Source organism: Colwellia sp. D2M02, assembly GCF_018860755.1.
Lineage (GTDB): Bacteria > Pseudomonadota > Gammaproteobacteria > Enterobacterales > Alteromonadaceae > Colwellia > Colwellia asteriadis.
The window spans coordinates 35497-54107 of record NZ_JAHKPW010000089.1 but is presented as its reverse complement, the minus strand read 5'-3'; the positions used below and the strand labels follow the sequence as shown (position 1 = coordinate 54107).

The window sequence follows — 18611 nt, the reverse complement described above, 5'->3', positions numbered from 1 at the left end:
TGAAGTAGTAAAAAATATTCGTTAAACATTCATTACAAAATACATTCTTTGGCTTTGCATTCATTTACTGCTAAAGAATTGAATATAGATAAGTGGAGCAAAAAATGACAAGTACAACAACTTTAACTATTACACGTCCTGATGATTGGCATGTACATTTACGTGATGGCGAAGTACTAAATAATACCGTTACCGATATTAGCCGTTACTTTGGACGTGCTATCGTTATGCCTAATTTAGTGCCTCCAGTAACGGAAGTGAAAGCAGCAACCGCTTATTATGAACGCATTATGGCGCAAAATCCTAGCGCCCATTTTAAGCCGCTAATGGTACTTTATTTAACTGACCAAACCAGTGCTCAAGATATTATCGAAGCCAAAGAGTCAGGTTTAGTTTTTGCTGCTAAATTATATCCCGCAGGTGCTACAACTAACTCATCATCAGGGGTAACTGATGTTGCTAAGTTAGCCGATGTTTTTGCGGCGATGCAATCGGTAGGAATGCCATTACTTATTCATGGCGAAGTAACCAGCTGTGAAATTGATATTTTCGATCGTGAACAAGTTTTTATTGATACAATTTTAAAGCCTTTAGTCGCAAAATACCCATTACTACGTATCGTGTTAGAGCATATTACAACAAAAAATGCTGTCGATTTTGTTGAAAGTGCCGGTGACAATATTGCCGCAACAATTACTGTGCACCATTTACTTTATAACCGTAACGATATGTTAGTTGGCGGTATTCGCCCACATTATTTTTGTTTACCTATTTTAAAGCGTAACATTCATCAACATGCTTTAATTAAAGCGGCTACCAGTGGTAGCAATAAATTTTTCTTAGGCACAGATTCTGCGCCACATGCTCAGCACGCTAAAGAATCAGCTTGTGGCTGTGCTGGTGTTTATTCTGCTCACGCTGCAATTGAGTTATATGCTGAAGTATTTGAGCAAGAGAACGCGCTCGATCAATTAGAAGCATTTGCCAGCTTAAATGGACCAAACTTTTATCAATTACCTGTAAATAACGATAAAATAACCCTCGTTAAAAAGTCATGGTCAGTGCCTGAAACTATGAGCTTTGGTAGTGATGTTGTTGTACCTGTGCGTGCTAACGAAGAAATATTATGGCAAGTACAAGACTAACTTTGGTCGAGTAAATAGTTAAGTGACGTTTGCGATAACAATTTAACGTTATCGTTAACCACTGTTTGTGCAAAAATATTTAAGTAGAGAGCCAAACGTAAATTAAGGAAAAAAATGCAATTATTTGTAGATGATCTTACCGTTATTGATTTTTCATATTTGTGTGTAGAGCGCGGTATTGTAGGTGAAAGTTGGATAGTTGATGTATTACTTGACGGCTCACTTAATGAAATGAGCATGGTGCTTGATTTTGCCGTTGTTAAAAAGCAAATAAAAGCCATTATTGATGATGCCGTAGATCATAAACTTTTATTACCGATGCAAGAAAAATCTGTAATATTGGCCGAGTCACCACATAATGAAAACCATCAAGTGATTGACTTTACCAGTGCTGTTGGTAGCTATCATTTACAATCACCTCAGTGTGCATTTGCGCCAGTTGATAGTTTAACCATTAATATTACTGATGTAACTCGCCATTTAACTGCCATTATTAAAGCGCAATTACCAACCAATGTTGAAGGCTTAACTTTAACGTTGCGACCAGAGGTAATGCATAATGACTATTACCATTACACTCATGGTTTAAAGCTTCATGATGGTAATTGTCAGCGTATTGCTCATGGTCATCGCTCAAAAATACAAATTTTTGTTGATGGTATTAAAGACACCGCGCTTGAAAAGCTATGGTGTCAACGCTGGCAAGATATCTATATTGCTAGTGAGGCTGATCGTATTGATGCTGCTGATATTCAGTTATCTACTCAGGCACAAAATGATTTAACACCCGATCACCAATACTTTAGTTATCATGCACCGCAAGGTCGTTTTGATATTGCCGTACCAAGTAATATTTTAGATGTGGTTGATTGTGATTCAACGGTCGAGCTACTTGCTGACTTTATTGTTCGACAATTAAAAGCAATGCCTGAATTAGCTAATAAAGCAGTTAAGGTAATTGCTTATGAAGGGGTAGCAAAAGGAGCAATTGTTAATGGCTAAATTTAACGGTTTAACAAAAGTCGCTAAAAACATCGCTTTTTCTGCTTATATTGCAACGTTTAGTATTAGTACATTATCTATCAGTACGAGTGCTTTTGCATTAGATAATAATAAGCCGAGTATTAAGCTCGCAGGTGTTGTTGAGCAAGGTGGCTTACTTGTAGGTAAAACATCGGTTGGTAATACCGTCACTTTAAACGATAAGAAATTACCTCTATCAGCAGATGGAGATTATACCTTTGGTTTTTCTCGTGATGATGTTGATAGTTATACCTTAGCTATTAGTAATGTTAATGGTGATCGGGTAGAAAAAATACTTACGCCGAAAAAACGCGAATATAACATTCAGCGTATTGAAGGTATTAAAAAAAGTATTATGAAGCCGAACCCTCAAGCGGTAAAGCGCTCAGCCAAAGATAGTAAGCAAGTAAAAGCAGCGCGTACTATTAGTACCGATTTAACTAGCTTTGCCGGTGGTTTTATTGCGCCAATTGATGGCACCATAACTGGCGTGTATGGCAGTCAACGCGTTTTTAACGGCGTGAAGAAAAGACCACACTTTGGTTTAGATTATGCTGGTAAAATTGGCGATCCGGTAAAAGCACCTGCGGCTGGTAAAGTACTACTTTGGGTGCCCGATATGTTTTACTCGGGTGGTACTATGATTATTGAACATGGTCATGGCATCAGCTCAACATTTTTACATTTAAGTAAATCTTATGTAAAACAAGGGGATATGGTTGAACAAGGGCAAGTTATTGCTGCCGTCGGTAACAGCGGACGCACCACAGGACCTCATTTAGATTGGCGAATTAATTGGTTCGACGTAAAAATAGACCCTGCACTGGTATTAAAAATTAAGCCAATTAACACCTCGGTTAACTAACATTAGCTAGATTAACTGATCAAATCACTTAAAAAGGTAGCGCTTTTGCTGCCTTTGTTTTCGCTTTTTCATCACGTCTATCATAATTTTTTGTTGTTTCCACCGACGAATGTCCCATCAAATCTTGTACCAGAAAAACATCTTCGCCATTCTCTAATAGCTTAGTGGCAAAGGTTCTACGCAAATCATGGGGAGTTAACCGTTTTAGTCCAGCTTCTTTATAACGACGAATAATAATATCGTAAATAGTCTGCCCAGAAATAGGCTCATTAACTAAACGATTACCTTTTCGGGCTCGTAAAAATAATGGCCCAGGCTCTAAACCTCGCTCATCTAACCAAGTATGAATAATATCTAAATTACGGTTATGTAAGGCATTAACTCGTTCTTTGTTACCTTTACCGAGTACTTTAATAGTGCCTTGATCAACATCTAAGTCTGACAACATTAGACCAGCAGCCTCATGTCGTCGCAAACCTGCACCATATACTAAAGCAATAACGGCAGCATCACGCATCGCAATAACGCCTTCTTGTGACATGCAATAATCGATTAACGTATTTAATTCATCAAGCTCAAGAGCTCGACCTTTAATACTTCGAGAGCCTTTAATACGTCTAATTTCTTTAATATGCTGATAGCTTTCAACATCAAGTTGCTTTTTACGCCAAGCTTCTTTAGCAACGCCTTTAAGGGCTGATAGGTAAACATTAATCGTAGCAGGGGACTTACCTTCATCTGACAAGTCAGATAGCAACATCAGAATTTTTTCATAGTGAAGTTTTGACCAATCAACAGATTGATGGTTCTTTTTGTTATCAAACTTATAAGCAACCACGTTTAATAAAGATGCCATAGTGACCCGACTTTGTTTTGATTGCAAAGATAACAAGTAAATGTCAGAGGCTGTTTTATTTGATAATGAAGTAAAGGTCATGGCTGTTAATATTCTTAAGTTTTAGTAGGTCAAGCAAGCTGTTTAACGCCAAAAGCTATTGAATTATACCGCTTACTTTTAAATATAGATTAACAGAAATCATTAATATATGCCCGTGCTAGTTCAAACGGGAGTTAATTCAGTAAATGCTACATCAGCATAAATAAGTTATGTTAATATAGCGTTCAAATAATTAATATGCCTTTATCAATCAAGAAGGTATATTAAAATTATGCGAGTATATATGCCGCTATATTTTGGGAAAATCACTGTAAAAACACTGAGAAAACATGAACAACATAGCACAAAATAAACAAGCCGCTACTGCCTGGTATTTGCTGTTTTCTGTATGGATTATTGCCACAGCAGCCACACTCATCAGCTTATTTTTAAGTGAAATAGTTAAGTTACCTGTTTGTGTATTATGTTGGTATCAGCGTATTGCACTTTACCCATTAGTGATTGTAATGCCACTGGCATTATTTCCTTATGATGAAAAAATTATTCGTTATATTAGTAGCTTAGTCACTTTTGGTTGGCTTGTTGCTTTATATCATGTGCTGCTAGTTGCTGGTATTATCCCTAAATCAGCCCAACCTTGCGTACAAGGAATACCTTGCTCAGAAACACATATTAATTTATTGGGTTTTTTAAATATTCCACTGATGTCTTTATTAACGTTTACGCTAATCGGCTTATTATTGTTTATTGCTTACCTTCAATCATCGAGAAACAACCATGAATAAAAAAACACTTTTTATTAGCACTATCATTATTCTTTGTACTGCTTTTATTGTCGCGGTAAGTATATTTAATAATGAGCAAAGTAAAATACAAGCGCAAACAACACAAGACGCACAATGGCTAACGCGTGATAATGCACCTTTTAAAGGCAGTGCTGATGCCAAAGTCACTATTGTTGAGTTTTTTGATCCCGCTTGTGAAACATGCCGCCAGTTTTACCCTTTAGTAAATCGCATCATGAAAAATAACCCTGGTAAAATTAAGCTAGTAAAACGTTATGCGCCATTACACCAAGGCTCAGATCAAGTGGTTAAAATACTTGAAGCCGCGCATTTACAAGGCAAGTTTTGGCCAGCTGTTGAATTATTATATAAAAACCAAAATAATTGGGTGCAACATCATGTTGCTCAGCCAGAGCTCGCGTTAATCGCTTTGCAACGATTGAAGTTAGACGCTACTCAACTAACACTTGACCAACAAAGCGAGCAAGTAAGTGAGGCGATAGCTAAAGATATTAACGATGGAAAAATGTTAAAAGTAAGAGCAACGCCACAGTTCTTTGTTAATGGTAAGCCATTGATTAACTTTGGTTATGAGCCGTTAGTGAAACTTGTCGATGAGGCAATATCTCAAGCATACAATCAATAATAACTCATTGAAAACGTTATCTAAAACCCATCATAAATTTTTATTTATAATCTTATGATGGGAATAAACCGGTAAAAGTAGGGTGGTTAAGCCATCCTTTTTTCTTTCCCCCAAGGCTTTTCTATTTCAATGTCTGTAATAACGGCTTACCCATCAAGTATTGGTAATTTTTTTACTTATTTAAAGTATGCACAATTGAATGATAATGCTGTTGTTGCGTACTTTAAGTTAGGCGCAAGTAAATCCTATCATTTTTCAACCTTTGTTGGCTTTCCACAAATTCAACAAAGCTATTTACATAGTACTATTTATTTAGGCGATTATAACAATACGCAAATACGCTTTTTAAAATCGACTCAAGCCAAAGCCTTTAGTGAAGCACTAGCAAAAAATATACAGCCTATTATATTGGCGAAACTAAAAGCCATCCAAATAACATTAAAAAAGCTCGCTTTTGATGAGTTTTTACGAGACTCGTCGCTTAATATACTTGCTGAGCAATTACTGCCATTACTCAATAATTATCGTAATAATCAAGATGTTTGGCATAAAAATATTTATAGTGAAAGTATTGACGTATTTAAAAAGCTATTAAACTTCAACACGATAGAAAAATTATCTGCTGCATTACGTCATAATTATGAGCAAGCGACATTACAAGCTCGAAAACAATTTTATGATGTAATCGAATCAAACCCATTAACCATCGAGCAACGATTAGCTGTAATACGAGATAACGATAAAAATTTAATTTTAGCCGCTGCAGGCACCGGAAAAACCTCGGTTATGGTAGCAAAAGCGCTCGACTTAATTGACAGAAAAACAACCTCAGCCGACAAAATTTTAATTTTGGCTTATAACAAAGCGGCGGCAAGTGAACTAACGGCACGTTTTAATAAAAATACTCATAAGCTTGCTAATAATAACTCACCGCTAACGCCTCACATTATGACTTTTCATGGTTTAGCGCGTTTTATTTTAACCCAGTGTAATTTACCAACTGCGCTATCGATTTTTGCCAATGATGCAAATAAACAGACAAGCTGGTTGACGCTTTGGTTAAACCAAGCAATAAAGCAGGACATAAACTTTTTCTATCAGTTACTTAGCACATTATATATGCCTGATAATACTTCATTAGCGCCTATTTATCTTACCTTGTCGGGGGATAAAATGAGAACGTACCAGGAGTTTTTAATTTCTAACCTTTTGTTTATTAATGAAATTGATTTCAAATATGAGTTACTACAACAACATGGCTCTTTTCATTTAACCTCAGAAAATATCAAGGTAGCATTTGACAATAATAAAGGGTTAGGGCGCATCATAGTCTTAGATTATCCAAATAAGAAAATGATAAACCGCTTTAATCAAAATAAAGGTTTCGATCAAAAAAGTATTGAACAGCAACTTAAAATAATTATTCCTCACTTAAAAAATACGGATGAGCTAGTTAATCAATATCAACAAAATAGTCGTTACAAAAATACGCTTATTAAGCACTTTACTGATTGTGGTTTAATGAAACTGGCTGTTGAACGCTACCAACCGTGCTTACAAGCACAGCGTACTGAACGACTTTCACCCCGTGAAATAAAGACACGTTTTGTTCATGCTAATATTGTAAACAGTGAAATCCATACTGATATATTAGTAAAAATAACAAAAGCTTATAGCGAAGAGTTACACCAACAAAAGACGATTGATTTTGATGACATGATCAATAATGCCTATGATGTCGTCACTCAAAAAATGTTAATACCGCAGTGGTCTCATATATTAGTTGATGAATTTCAAGATATTTCTAATGCGCGATATCAACTATTGGATGCGTTAATAACACAAGGACACCAAGTAAAATTAACGGCCGTTGGTGATGATTGGCAATCTATCTATCGTTTTTCTGGTGGAGACTTAACACTAACAACTCAATTTGAAAAATTAGTGGGCAGATATTCATTGTCAAAATTACAAAAAACGTTTCGTTATAATAATAGTATTGCAGAAGTCGCTGGGCAGTTTGTCATGAAAAACCCTGAACAATATAAAAAGCATATAGTTACTCATGAACAAGTCAGTCAGCCACAAGTTTTTCTACACGATGATTATACTGAGCATCACAATAAAAAAAGCTATTACGATAAAGCGCTTAACTTAATTAAAAATATTTTGAAGAGATCACCACAAGCAAGTATTGCGGTAATTGCTCGTTATCGATTTCAATTAACGAGTTTACACGAAAAAATTAAACAACAAAGTTCAAACAGTCATAGCTTTTTAGAAAGCCAAATATTTTTTTGGACTTATCATAATGCTAAAGGACTTGAAGCAGACTATGTTATTTTATTAAGTTTTGATAATAGTGATTTCGGTTTTCCCGCAAAGAATAAAAATGATGTACTTGTTGAAGCTTTATTACCAAGCGCTGACGATTTTCCTAACTCTGAAGAACGTCGTTTACTTTATGTTGGTTTAACACGAGCAAAATACCAAGCACATATTATTGCCAGTCAAGAAAACACATCCGAGTTTATTAACGAGTTGCTTAGCGGTAATTACAATATTCAAGTAGCATCAACATACTTTAATGAACAACGTTCAAGCATAGAGCTAATGTAAAAGTAAAGTTACCATAAAGAAAAACACTAGCGCGTAATTCTAAACACCATTTGAAAGAACGTAAAACAAGTATCAGATTAAAATGGAGTAATTTTAAGGTGACGCTACGTAAAAAATAACGCAGTAGGAGTCACAAAAAACTATTTTAGCCACGTAGCGTCACCAAAAAAGTATAATAATCATCCAATAAAAAACGATAAAGCGCATAAACAAAAGTACTTATCCTGCTAAGTGCCTAAATTATAAGTAGCCACTTATAAGCAGTAATTTATAAGTTAATAGACCAATTACTGGAATAACATTAAATACATCAAAGTAATGTTAATCCAAGTTAAGAAGTAGATCTTGTGCTTTTTAGATTCAATAACTTACGAGGATTCTGCAAAGATCTTTTTCTACTCTTTGCAAGCTAACAGTTAGATCTTCATAGCGTTTGCAAGTTAACGACTAGATCTTCAATGTCAGACTACGAAATCCATACATAGCAAGGGCTGCGAGAAATCGCAGGTATATAAATACAATATATACAAATGCTAATAATGTCTAGGTTTAAGGCCCAAGAAATATGTTTATAATTTCAAATTACTTATTAAATGCTGCATTTAACCTACTAAGCATTGTGAGCTTGACCAAGTCTTCTTATTCATCAATTTATTAAATGGCTCAATTGCAGCTTGAATATCAAAACTTTGTAAATAATTTATGGAAATAGAGTTTTCTTCTATCATCGTTGATATAGCAAAAGATATTTCTTCATTTAGATTTTTGTTATCGTTTAGCCAGTCCTTTAACACAGATAACATCGTTGTTGTTTCTTTAAGAATAAATATGGTTGTGTTGATTCGCGAAGTTAAATGTCCGATGAATGATTTGGGGGAGTTGCGATTATCTGTTTTATATTCAACTATTGAATAACCAATAATGTCTCCAATAAGTTTTTTATAGTCATGAGAATCAAAAGACTCCTCTCTTTGATGAGATAAAAATGAAGGAACGTTAAACAAATTGAAGCCTAAAAAGTGAGCTTCTGATGCCATCAACATATCACCTCTACGACTCGTTATTCCCAAGCAAGAAATAGAGTCGTTCTTACATAGCAAAACATCAGAATTGAATATTAATGTAGAGCCGCCTCTTTCTCGGCCTGTTGCTGGTTTAATTTCATCGGGTAACTCCATCAATCTGGTAGTTATTTTGCCATGAGCTAAATTAATTATGAATTCTGACCAATCTAGTTTTTCAATGAGGACTTGTTGTGCATTAAATTTCTCAGGTTTAAAAGAATAATAATCATGATGTCTATTTGTAGTTACATTGCTACGGTCCTGTAAGCTAACCGAAGCAACATAATTCTCTATATTCTTCGTCTTTTTGTAATAGCAATTATTATTGATGGCTATTATAACATCCAATAAAGGACTTGCTCTCGTATACTCTTTAGGAATTGGTGCATCACCAGATAAAGCGCCAAAAGCCATGTCACATTTTAAGTGCTTTAATTCTTCAACAAGAGGAGTAAAACTTTCTTCAGACATCGTCCATATTAAATCATCATCTAGAACTAGGCCTATACCACTTTTTTCATTCATCTGAATACGTAGATATGATTGGCAAATATTTCTGCTCTCAGAGATTGAAGGGTAATATGAGAGATGATCAATAACATTAACACTAGCATTTAAAGGAGCTTGCTCTAATCTTTCGGCTTTTCCGATAAGTAATAACGAAGATATAACTCTATAGTTTGGCAGATGCTTCTTCATACTCTCTATTAAACGTAATGCTCGTTGTGGCTCAGCAGTCGCTAATACTACATAAACTAATTTGTCACTCCACATCTGTAGCCTCTGCAAATAAGGTAATGAATTTCTTGAACTGATTTTTATGCTGTAATAGTTTTGATTTAGCTAAAGATTCATTATCTTGATGTATGTTGTGTAATTTATCATTTGGACCAAATCCAATATAAATGGAATTTTGAGGAAGATTAGATAAAAGGGGACATGCTTCTATCCCATTTAGTTTATTCAAATGTCTGAATTCAATTCTAGGTTGGTTTAGCGAGTTATTGAGCAAGGAGTGCCACTTATATAACTGTTTTTCTGGAACAGAACGTGACCACAAGAAAGCGATTTGCTCATTCGTTACTAAATCGTTAAAGCCAGTTTCTTCAATGTATAGATTAGCACCAAAAGAAGGGATTTCATTCTTGAATACCTTATGCGCCACTCTTTCGCCTTCAATTATTTCTTCTTCCCCTTGAATTAACCATAATATTTGAGGTACAGGCTTATCAGACTTTATAAGTTCAGTAATAGCTTGTATACGAGAAAGTAGAGGCCCTTTATTGTCAGCAATTCCTCTACCGTAAACTCTGCCTTCGACTTCTTCCAAAGTAAACGGATCATCAGAAACCCAGTTTTTTGAATCTTTTACTAAAGCAACGTCATAATGGCCATAAATAACCACTTTTCGATTACTTTTATGTCCTAAATATTTTGCAACAATAGTTGGTTGCTCAGACAATTCATCCCCTCTAATTTGAATTTTAAAGCCTATGCTTTCAAGGTGACTAGTAATGAAGTTTATTGCTTCAATATTACCTGTCGGATGTTTAACGTAAGAGGGTATATGTATAAACTTTCTAAAAATTGATAATTCGGAATTCAAAATTGCAGCCATATTTGGGTTATATACATTGGGCATTAATGCCATTTCATTTAGGGAACTGTTTTTATACTTATAAATTAATTGTAAGTTAGTTCATATTTACGTTTTCTATTGTCAATCATCTTATCAAATGCAGGGTAATGTGAAAAATATGGGTGATATTTCAATGGTGTATCACCAAATACTTCACTAAAAACTATTTCTAGTGCATCTCGCTCAGAACTAGATATATTACTTAATTCGTCAATTACAAGTTTTTGAATTCCAGCGGTGATATCAAATGGCTCTTTAGGTGCATGAACTATAGAGTCAGGTAAAAGACCAGTGAATTCGTTTCGCAGTTTAATTTTACCTGTACTCTCTGTTACACAACATAAATCTTTAGCATTCAAGCAAAGAGCAAATTGAGTCACTCTTTTATCCAAAAACGGGCAGCGAACCTCAACACTACAACTAGCACTAATTAAATCTAGTCGACGTAATTCAGTAAAATATAAATTTTTAACCAGTGATGAACGCATCTTTTCAGGGTTGTTGCTACCGTTATACATCCCTTGATAGCCACAAAAGAATTCATCAGCTCCTTCACCTGAAAGTAGAATCCTAAAGCCATCATTTTTAATAGCTTGGCAAAGCAGAAGAGTTGATAATCCATTTGAGACTATAGAAGGGTTAAAACTCTTTGTTATTTTACATGTTTGAAATAAGAGTTCTTTAAAGTTGCTTTGAGTTGGTGGTGGAACTAGTACTAACCGATTGTTAGGAATGTTTAAATGTTTAGCTAACTCTATAACTTTGTCTGGAAACGAAGATCCTACGACATAATATTGGGGCTTTAAATGTAATTTTGTTTCTACAATAGCGGCAATTATAGAACTATCTAACCCTCCACTCAGAGCAATAGCAAAAGGTTTTTTCGTATTTGTTCTTAATGATATAGATGACTCTAGTAGTTTAGATAAACTAGCATGTGCGTCCAATGAATTTTCGTTTTTATATCGAAACTTTGACGTTAAGTTTCCGTTTTCACAATGAAATTCATAACTACCTGGTGACAAAACTCGCAAGTTATTCGTTTCTTCCTTGAATAGGTTTGAATCTATACCTGTACCAATATGCCAACCGTACAGACTGTTCCAAATGATGAGAGGTTTTTTTCCTAAATGGTCGGTGAATAAATCGAATTGACCTGTCTCATTATTTATTAATACACCAGAAAACATCCCGTTAGCCACGGTAAGTGCTTTCTTTAAACCAAACTTATTAATATACTGAAAAAAGACATCGGAATCATTGGTTAAACTAGCGTCAAGACCTAGCAACTCTGCCATTTCATGGTAATTATATATTTCTCCATTAATCACTAATGTTTTCTTTAAATTCTGAATAGGTTGAACAACACTTGGTGTTGTAATAAATAAGTGAGCAAACTCTATTTTGATATAAAAGCCACCGACAGAAGTTATCGTTGATGTGACAGAGTCTTCACCACGCAATAATATATCTTGACCAATACACCTATCGGGCGTATTGATACATTTAGTTTTAGTTATTGATACAACGAAACCGCACATTATTGGAATCTCTCTAAATACAAACTTAAATCAGAAACTAGTTCTGGAAAGAAGTTGTTTACGTGTTTGACTATATCAGTAGAGCTTAAATTAACTCGTTTAGTCTCTTTATTAGATTCAAAAACCCTCAAGGTACTACCAGTAATCCGATGAAATTTCTGCTGTTCTAGCCAACAAAACCTTAATTCATTGTCATAAGGTAGTGGCTGTAAATAACGTCTTTTGTACTTTGCTATGATAACAGCTTCTTGCTGAGGGATAATGGAGATCCTGTTCATCTCACGCCAAGAAACCTCATCATAACGCTCTATCAAAAGGTTGTTTGACTTTTTGGTAATGCGAAATTGAATACTGGCAACTTGAGATATATATTGCTTTTGTCGGCTATGCGCTTGATAAAGAGTTGGCCATCCAGAGCCCGCATCCAGAAAACTAATGTTCTTGCTGTTTTCAACTTTAACTAGACGATGAGATTTATCTCCAGTTAAGCAAACTATAGCTTCATGTATTGAAGCTTCGTAACCCAACTTTATTAAATCATGTTTTAATTTTAATGCTTGGTCAAAGCAAGTGCCTCCAATACAAGTTTCTTTTGCGAGAAGTTGCCCTAAGTTATGAAAAGGAAAGGTTTCAAATTGACGCCTAAGTGTGCATAGCAAAGTCTTATCAGGTTCTAACATTTTCGTGTTCTTTAATATGGATTCTTGGAAGTACAGGAGTGCAAAAGCTGCCACCTTCAACACCTAATAATAGGTTTGTATGCTTTAAAGATAACGCAACAACTTCAATGTCATGCTTACCATGAGGAAAACAAATAGACTTTGGATAAATATTTGTGAGATTTAAAATCCAATTGACACTATCAGTAATTTCATTCATCAGTGAGCTTTTTGGTAATTGTGTGAAAACTCTATGGCTACTTCCATGAATTCCCACCTCAACTCCTAACTTACTGTAGTGTAAAAGTAATTCTTCAGTCATAAATAAAAAAGGATTCATAGCATCTTGCTCTATTCCAAACCATTTATTTCTTAAATATCGGTATCTTGGTGCAGAGATTGCCCTAAGTATTTTTTTTAAGCGACCATTTAATAGCGATTCACCTATTTCTTTTGAGATAACTGGCTCAGCCATTAAATGGTGAGCCATATCATCAATGGGAGAAAATCTATTTTTTACAAAATCCCTAGCAGGATAAACTGTAGCGAGCATACCTCTTCTAAGTATTTCGTCTAATGCTTCTCTGTTATCACTATACCCATCATCAAAAGTAATAAAGATATCTCTGCTAGTGTAGCCTGAGGAAATATAAGATATTGGTCGAGTGGTCCATCCGTTTCCTTGGATTTCATCTAACAGATTTAAGAACCTTTCCCAACTGATGGCAGTATTGCGATGAAAATAGTAATTATTGGGGTCGTAAGATTTCAAAACCCTATGAAGCATATATATTCTTGGTTGACTAGGCATGTTGATTCAAAATTATGGAAAACAACCGCGAACCGTCTTCGTGGCTAAAATCAAAAAAGTGTTTAATTTCTAAGGTCGTTAAGTCGATTTGATAGATACCTGATTTGGTATTATCGATGGAACAGTCTAACCAGTTTGTTCTGTCGCTGCTTTCGTAAACAGCGGTAATAGCAATAAACATGTCATTGCCTTCAATTAACAACCCTCGGCACCATCCTTTAAACTTCGCGTGTTTAAAAAGGTTATAAAATGGAACAAATTCAAAAGGTATCGAATTTCGAGAACGATAAACCTGACCAGAAACCGTAGTAACCCATATAAATTCGTTATAAATAACCCCATCATGAGGTGCTGTTGGAAGCTCGTTACTTACAACTTCGAGTGTTTGTGCATTTAAAAGTACTTTTCTTTTAAAACTTGTCGCAATAACTTGGTTGTTTAGTAGCTTACTATCTTGCATTACATGATTAACGTGATATTTGTCAGGTACTTTACGTTGATTAAAAGGTTTATGTGATATATCGCTATCATAATAGTCGCCAGTTAATTTATAATTTCCATTTAAACGAGTATCTACTTCCTCAGCAGATAACAAGTCGATATTGTCGATATGGCGAAGCTGATTATCTAAAATTTCGAGACGATCTCTACCTGTATTAGCAACGACAATGCTTTGAAAATTAACACGTAAATGATGTAAGTCATTAAAGTCAGCAGCTTGGCTAACTTTAATAACTTTTTTTAAGGTCCAATCTACCAGAAAAACACTATTAAAATCACAACCTACAAGTGTTTCTGAATCAAGCCATGATAGACAAGTAATGCCTTTACCTTTTACCGGCAGGGGATTATTAGGTAATTTAAACTCTAGCGTTTTTGTCTTAGTTTCTGTATCTAGTTGCCAAATTTCGCTACGAGGCTGATTAAAAAAATAACTAACTGGGATCAGGAGTTTCATCTATTATGACCACTATCAATACTGCCTGATTTAACTTCTTTCTGAGAAAGTTCTACTAGCGTTGTGCGAAGCTGTTGTAAATTAGTTATATGGTACAATTTAGAGTTTTGACGGTGATCCAAATACTCTTCTGTTAGCTTGTCCGCCCAACCACCTGAACCTTTCATAAGTAAAATATGCTTACCTATTTGTGAAGCTAATGCTATTTCACTTAGTGTTCCTGAACCACCACCGATAACAACAACAGCAAACCCACTCGCTACAACAAGCTGATTCCTTCCAATATCTAACCCAGATGGAATCACTATATCAATATAGGGATTAGCTGTTCTTTCATCATAGGATGGGAGTACTCCTATACATTTGTTATTATTTGAAACAGAATGGTGACCAAAGCATGCAGCTTCCATTACTCCACCTAATCCACCACAAACAAGATTGAAACCGAGTTCGCTGATTATTTGTCCAACTTGTTCGGATAAAATTTTTATATTGTCAGAAGTGATTCTAGCGTTGCCTACAACTGCAACTTGAGGGAATAGCAAATTAAACTCCGTTAATATATTTAAGTAATTCCTTCTTGATATTCATCATATTTTACTTGATTAAATCTTGTAAAAAAAGTCCAAAACTACTTATCCACTACACAAGAATATACTTTCGTAACCATTAGTGGATTAAAAGAAGAGCACCAGAAAGCGCACCCGTTTGCTCAAAACGATTAAGATGATTTAAATCATTGGAATTTATAAATCAAAATAACGAGCTTTATGATTTATAAAATATGGACTATTAAATCAGAATTAGAGGTATTAGTGGCTATTACCGTTGATAAAATCCATGTTTAATGAAAAGATTAACTTCTATAGAAATACAGTGTTCATGGAAGAGTAGTAAATGGTAGTTTCTTCTGCCCAGTACGCCTATGCGAATGATTGCTCAGGTATGTTGACCCACATATCAAATGTTATAAAGCATAACTCATACACTTGTCCTGGTTGTCGTGAAGAAATGGTCGCGGTCCAAGGTAAATTTAACGTTCATCATTTTCGTCATAATAATGCGACTTGTAGTTACGAAAGCTACCTTCACAATGCCGCTAAAAATGCCTTTTATAATAGGTTTAATGATTTTAAAGACCCTATAGCCCTTATTCTGAAACGAGCTATAACTTGCCAGAGTAAAAAGAAATCATTTTTACAGGATGACAGTATTAGTTGTACTAATTTAGTTGAAGCCAAATACAATCTAAGAAGTTTATTTAATGAAGCGATTTTAGAGCTATACGATAAAAGCACAGGTTTCACCCCAGATGTCATGTTGGTTAATACTGATAATGACAGCAAATGTTATATCGAAATTTTTGTTACGCATGAATGCACGGAAGAAAAGATTGCTTCTGGTATTCCAATCATTGAAATATCAGTGAATGATGAAAATGATATTAAGTATATTCAAGAGTCTGACTTCTCTATCAACGATATTAACATCTCCTTATATAACTTCAGCGCAAAAGAAAAATCAGTTAAAGAGTGCCATCAAAACTGTAATTTAACCTCTCACAAGTTTGAAACTTGGACTCTGAGTGCCAGTGGTCGTTTAAACAAACTCGAAAAACCGTTTAACCATCTATCAGAAGACGATCTTTCGCTTAACAATTGTTGGCCGGTTGCTCTAGATAAGCGTATTAAGACGGAAAGCATAATCAATTTAGTAAAAGAAATGGATCCAGGAAACATCTATTCCAATTGTTTAAAATGTACTAATGCTTCAGGTTGGGACGATGGACAAGTTAGTTGCACAATAAAACACAGTAGCGTTCCTTACACAGAGGCCAAAGTCTGTAAGTATTATAAAGTAGTAGAAGTATGAGTAAGAAATTAACAAAAGAACAAAGAAAGATAGCAGAGCATATCCATGGTCATGCACTAGTTAAAGCCGTACCTGGTAGTGGTAAAACAACTACATTGATAATGCGTGTTACTAACTTGCTTACGAAAGGCATTCCCCCTCAAAGCATACTTATCCTAATGTACAACAAGGCTGCACAAGTAAGTTTTCAAGATAAACTAAACGTTGCGATTAGCAAATATAACTTAGCCTATTCTCCAGAAGTAAGAACATTCAACAGCTATGCTCTTAAGTTAATTCAAGAAGCGCAAAAATCAAAATTAATAAAGCGAAAAACACTCCTCAGGCCGGAAGATTATAAATACCAAGGTTTATTAAGAGAGTGCTACTTATTCGGAAATCAAATCGAAGGTAGTTACGTTGATAATAATGATATCGAGAAGTTAGAGTTAAACATTTCAAACTGGCGCTTAGAAGAATTGACGCCTGATGATTTAGAAAATGACCCTAACTACAAAGATGTGGATACAAACAATAAACGCTCATACCGAAAGTATTGTGAGTTATTGGAGCAATATAACCTTAGAACCTTTGATGATTCATTGATTGAGGCGGTTCAATTACTTCGTTCTAATCAATTCCCAACTCCAATTTTTAGCCAAGTAATTGTTGATGAATATCAAGATGTTAATTACATACAGAATGAATTAATAAAAGGAATAACTCAGCAAAGTACAAGCGTAATGGTTGTCGGAGATGTTAACCAGTGCATATATGAGTGGCGAGGCAGTCGTCCTGATTTTATTGAGGGAATATTCGAAAGAGACTTTAAAGAAAGCAAAGTTTACAACCTATCATATACCTTTAGATATGGGCACCAATTGGCGTATGTCGCTAACTCTGTTATTAGTAAAAACAAGGTTGATAATAACTATTCAGATGATAGTTTTTGTATAAGTCATCCTAACAATGCTGATACAGAAGTTTCAATTCACCAAGGAGGGAATCTCCTAAAAATTATCCAGTATTGTGAAAAAAACTCGACAACTGACTCTACTGCTATTATTGCAAGGTCTAATGCGGACCTTATAGAGCCGGAGATTGTTCTTCAACTACTAAACTTGCCTTATAGCGTAAAGACATCTAAACAAAAACTTGTTTCCCGACCTGAAATTACACTATTTGCGTTATTAATGTGTTTAGCCATAGATGGTGACTTTAATAGAGTAAGTCCAATTAAAAGCTTTAAACCGTTAATAAAGAATTTCCTCAAACAGCTTGGATTCAGGTTGCCAAAAGGTATGCTCAATGAGTTAACTGAGGCCATTACAAAGGATAAAACGCAATTTTATAAAGTCATTAAAGATTCTGTCGATTTAAAACATAGACTTAACCACAAGATATTTAATTCACTTAAAGATATACAGAATTCATTTAAAGCTGAAGATGATGCCTCAGAAGTGTACAAATTCATCAATGAAAAGGACCTATTTTCAAATATTAGTGAATCATCAATTCTGCGTAGAGAATCAAACGATCAACTACGCGGTATTAGCTTTATGCTGCAACTTTTGAATACCTTCCAAATTACGATTGCTGATTTATTAACTATCCTAATTACGCCAAAAGAATATCAAGAAGATAATGTGAAATACCATTTAACTACTATGCATGGCTCTAAAGGCTTAGAGTGGGATAACGTTATCATCATCGGCTTAGAAGATAACGCTTATCCAGGGATAAGCAATGAACCATCAGTACCCAAAGAATTAGCGTCTTTGCAAACGAAGGTTCATGATGAACTTAAAGAAGAAAGGCGGCTATTTTATGTTGCAATAACCAGAGCAATTAAGCATTTACACCTAATTGTCCCTAAAGATAAACTCTTGGATGATTGGAACCGAAAAGGTTGGTCTTCAACGCCAAAAAAGGAAATTGAAGCTACACGATTTGTCTTTGAGATGGATACGGTTATCGCTAATGAATTGATAACTAAAATAAAAGAGCCTAAAGCTCAACTAAACCTTTCTCCTCGCTCTAGGCTATATCTAGCAAAACTATCTAGTGCCTCTTAGGTTTTTAGTGCTGTATATATTTACAGTTCACG

Annotated in this window: 16 protein-coding genes; 8 read left to right on the top strand and 8 right to left on the bottom strand. The window is 34.9% G+C overall.

Features of this window, described 5'->3' with window-relative positions; all coding sequences use genetic code 11:
* The first annotated feature begins 104 nt into the window (after window positions 1–104).
* From pyrC to KO495_RS16865, 3 genes are all read left to right on the top strand, one after another.
* Window positions 105–1145, top strand: a complete 1041-nt coding sequence (pyrC, locus tag KO495_RS16875; protein ID WP_215981579.1) for a dihydroorotase — start codon at window positions 105–107, stop codon at window positions 1143–1145.
* Between the two features lie 114 nt (window positions 1146–1259).
* Window positions 1260–2147: a 6-carboxytetrahydropterin synthase gene (locus KO495_RS16870; RefSeq protein ID WP_215981578.1), complete on the top strand. Its 888-nt coding sequence runs from the start codon at window positions 1260–1262 to the stop codon at window positions 2145–2147.
* Window positions 2140–3033, top strand: a complete 894-nt coding sequence (locus KO495_RS16865; RefSeq protein WP_215981577.1) for a M23 family metallopeptidase — start codon at window positions 2140–2142, stop codon at window positions 3031–3033. Before KO495_RS16870 ends, KO495_RS16865 begins: the two co-directional genes overlap by 8 nt.
* Window positions 3034–3061: 28 nt before the next feature.
* Here the strand turns inward: KO495_RS16865 and KO495_RS16860 are convergent, their stop codons facing one another.
* Complete coding sequence (locus KO495_RS16860; protein ID WP_215981576.1) at window positions 3062–3970, bottom strand: tyrosine-type recombinase/integrase; 909 nt, start codon at window positions 3968–3970, stop codon at window positions 3062–3064.
* A gap of 290 nt (window positions 3971–4260) precedes the next feature.
* Here KO495_RS16860 and KO495_RS16855 point away from each other — a divergent pair, with 290 nt between their 5' ends.
* From KO495_RS16855 to KO495_RS16845, 3 genes are all read left to right on the top strand, one after another.
* Window positions 4261–4716, top strand: coding sequence for a disulfide bond formation protein B (locus tag KO495_RS16855; RefSeq protein ID WP_215981575.1), 456 nt, complete (start codon window positions 4261–4263; stop codon window positions 4714–4716).
* Complete coding sequence (locus KO495_RS16850) at window positions 4709–5362, top strand: thioredoxin domain-containing protein (RefSeq protein WP_215981574.1); 654 nt, start codon at window positions 4709–4711, stop codon at window positions 5360–5362. Before KO495_RS16855 ends, KO495_RS16850 begins: the two co-directional genes overlap by 8 nt.
* A gap of 129 nt (window positions 5363–5491) precedes the next feature.
* Window positions 5492–7981, top strand: a complete 2490-nt coding sequence (locus KO495_RS16845; protein ID WP_215981573.1) for a UvrD-helicase domain-containing protein — start codon at window positions 5492–5494, stop codon at window positions 7979–7981.
* Window positions 7982–8583: 602 nt separating this feature from the next.
* Here KO495_RS16845 and KO495_RS16840 read toward each other — a convergent pair.
* The 7 genes from KO495_RS16840 to KO495_RS16810 form a co-directional block, all read right to left on the bottom strand.
* On the bottom strand, window positions 8584–9819 hold the full coding sequence (locus KO495_RS16840) for a hypothetical protein (RefSeq protein WP_215981572.1): 1236 nt from the start codon (window positions 9817–9819) through the stop codon (window positions 8584–8586).
* Window positions 9809–10696 carry a M20/M25/M40 family metallo-hydrolase gene (locus tag KO495_RS16835; protein ID WP_252739036.1) on the bottom strand — a complete coding sequence of 296 codons (888 nt, stop codon included), beginning with the start codon at window positions 10694–10696 and terminating at the stop codon, window positions 9809–9811. The genes KO495_RS16840 and KO495_RS16835 overlap by 11 nt, the downstream gene beginning before the upstream one ends.
* Window positions 10697–10728: 32 nt before the next feature.
* Window positions 10729–12147 carry an asparagine synthase-related protein gene (locus KO495_RS16830; protein ID WP_252739035.1) on the bottom strand — a complete coding sequence of 473 codons (1419 nt, stop codon included), beginning with the start codon at window positions 12145–12147 and terminating at the stop codon, window positions 10729–10731.
* 77 nt (window positions 12148–12224) lie between these two features.
* Window positions 12225–12905, bottom strand: a complete 681-nt coding sequence (locus KO495_RS16825) for an arylamine N-acetyltransferase (protein ID WP_215981570.1) — start codon at window positions 12903–12905, stop codon at window positions 12225–12227.
* Entirely contained in the window at window positions 12892–13695 is an 804-nt protein-coding gene (locus KO495_RS16820; protein ID WP_215981569.1) for a polysaccharide deacetylase family protein, read from the bottom strand. Before KO495_RS16820 ends, KO495_RS16825 begins: the two co-directional genes overlap by 14 nt.
* A complete protein-coding gene (locus KO495_RS16815) occupies window positions 13688–14653 on the bottom strand; it encodes a hypothetical protein (RefSeq protein WP_215981568.1) in 966 nt (321 codons plus the stop codon). The genes KO495_RS16820 and KO495_RS16815 overlap by 8 nt, the downstream gene beginning before the upstream one ends.
* Window positions 14650–15198: a TIGR00725 family protein gene (locus KO495_RS16810; protein ID WP_215981567.1), complete on the bottom strand. Its 549-nt coding sequence runs from the start codon at window positions 15196–15198 to the stop codon at window positions 14650–14652. The genes KO495_RS16815 and KO495_RS16810 overlap by 4 nt, the downstream gene beginning before the upstream one ends.
* Window positions 15199–15550: 352 nt before the next feature.
* Between KO495_RS16810 and KO495_RS16805 the strand changes: the two genes are divergently transcribed.
* Together KO495_RS16805 and KO495_RS16800 are read left to right on the top strand one after the other, a co-directional pair.
* Window positions 15551–16525 carry a hypothetical protein gene (locus KO495_RS16805; RefSeq protein ID WP_215981566.1) on the top strand — a complete coding sequence of 325 codons (975 nt, stop codon included), beginning with the start codon at window positions 15551–15553 and terminating at the stop codon, window positions 16523–16525.
* Window positions 16522–18579: an ATP-dependent helicase gene (locus KO495_RS16800; protein WP_215981565.1), complete on the top strand. Its 2058-nt coding sequence runs from the start codon at window positions 16522–16524 to the stop codon at window positions 18577–18579. The genes KO495_RS16805 and KO495_RS16800 overlap by 4 nt, the downstream gene beginning before the upstream one ends.
* Window positions 18580–18611: the final 32 nt, after the last annotated feature.

Bases quoted from the DNA above. Each gene is read 5' to 3' on its own strand.
- pyrC (WP_215981579.1), top strand. From the start codon at position 105: ATGACAAGTACAACAACTTTAACTATTACACGTCCTGATGATTGGCAT.
- KO495_RS16870 (WP_215981578.1), top strand. From the start codon at position 1,260: ATGCAATTATTTGTAGATGATCTTACCGTTATTGATTTTTCATATTTG.
- KO495_RS16865 (WP_215981577.1), top strand. From the start codon at position 2,140: ATGGCTAAATTTAACGGTTTAACAAAAGTCGCTAAAAACATCGCTTTT.
- KO495_RS16860 (WP_215981576.1), bottom strand. From the start codon at position 3,970: ATGACCTTTACTTCATTATCAAATAAAACAGCCTCTGACATTTACTTG.
- KO495_RS16855 (WP_215981575.1), top strand. From the start codon at position 4,261: ATGAACAACATAGCACAAAATAAACAAGCCGCTACTGCCTGGTATTTG.
- KO495_RS16850 (WP_215981574.1), top strand. From the start codon at position 4,709: ATGAATAAAAAAACACTTTTTATTAGCACTATCATTATTCTTTGTACT.
- KO495_RS16845 (WP_215981573.1), top strand. From the start codon at position 5,492: ATGTCTGTAATAACGGCTTACCCATCAAGTATTGGTAATTTTTTTACT.
- KO495_RS16840 (WP_215981572.1), bottom strand. From the start codon at position 9,819: ATGTGGAGTGACAAATTAGTTTATGTAGTATTAGCGACTGCTGAGCCA.
- KO495_RS16835 (WP_252739036.1), bottom strand. From the start codon at position 10,696: ATGGCATTAATGCCCAATGTATATAACCCAAATATGGCTGCAATTTTG.
- KO495_RS16825 (WP_215981570.1), bottom strand. From the start codon at position 12,905: ATGTTAGAACCTGATAAGACTTTGCTATGCACACTTAGGCGTCAATTT.
- KO495_RS16820 (WP_215981569.1), bottom strand. From the start codon at position 13,695: ATGCCTAGTCAACCAAGAATATATATGCTTCATAGGGTTTTGAAATCT.
- KO495_RS16815 (WP_215981568.1), bottom strand. From the start codon at position 14,653: ATGAAACTCCTGATCCCAGTTAGTTATTTTTTTAATCAGCCTCGTAGC.
- KO495_RS16805 (WP_215981566.1), top strand. From the start codon at position 15,551: ATGGTAGTTTCTTCTGCCCAGTACGCCTATGCGAATGATTGCTCAGGT.
- KO495_RS16800 (WP_215981565.1), top strand. From the start codon at position 16,522: ATGAGTAAGAAATTAACAAAAGAACAAAGAAAGATAGCAGAGCATATC.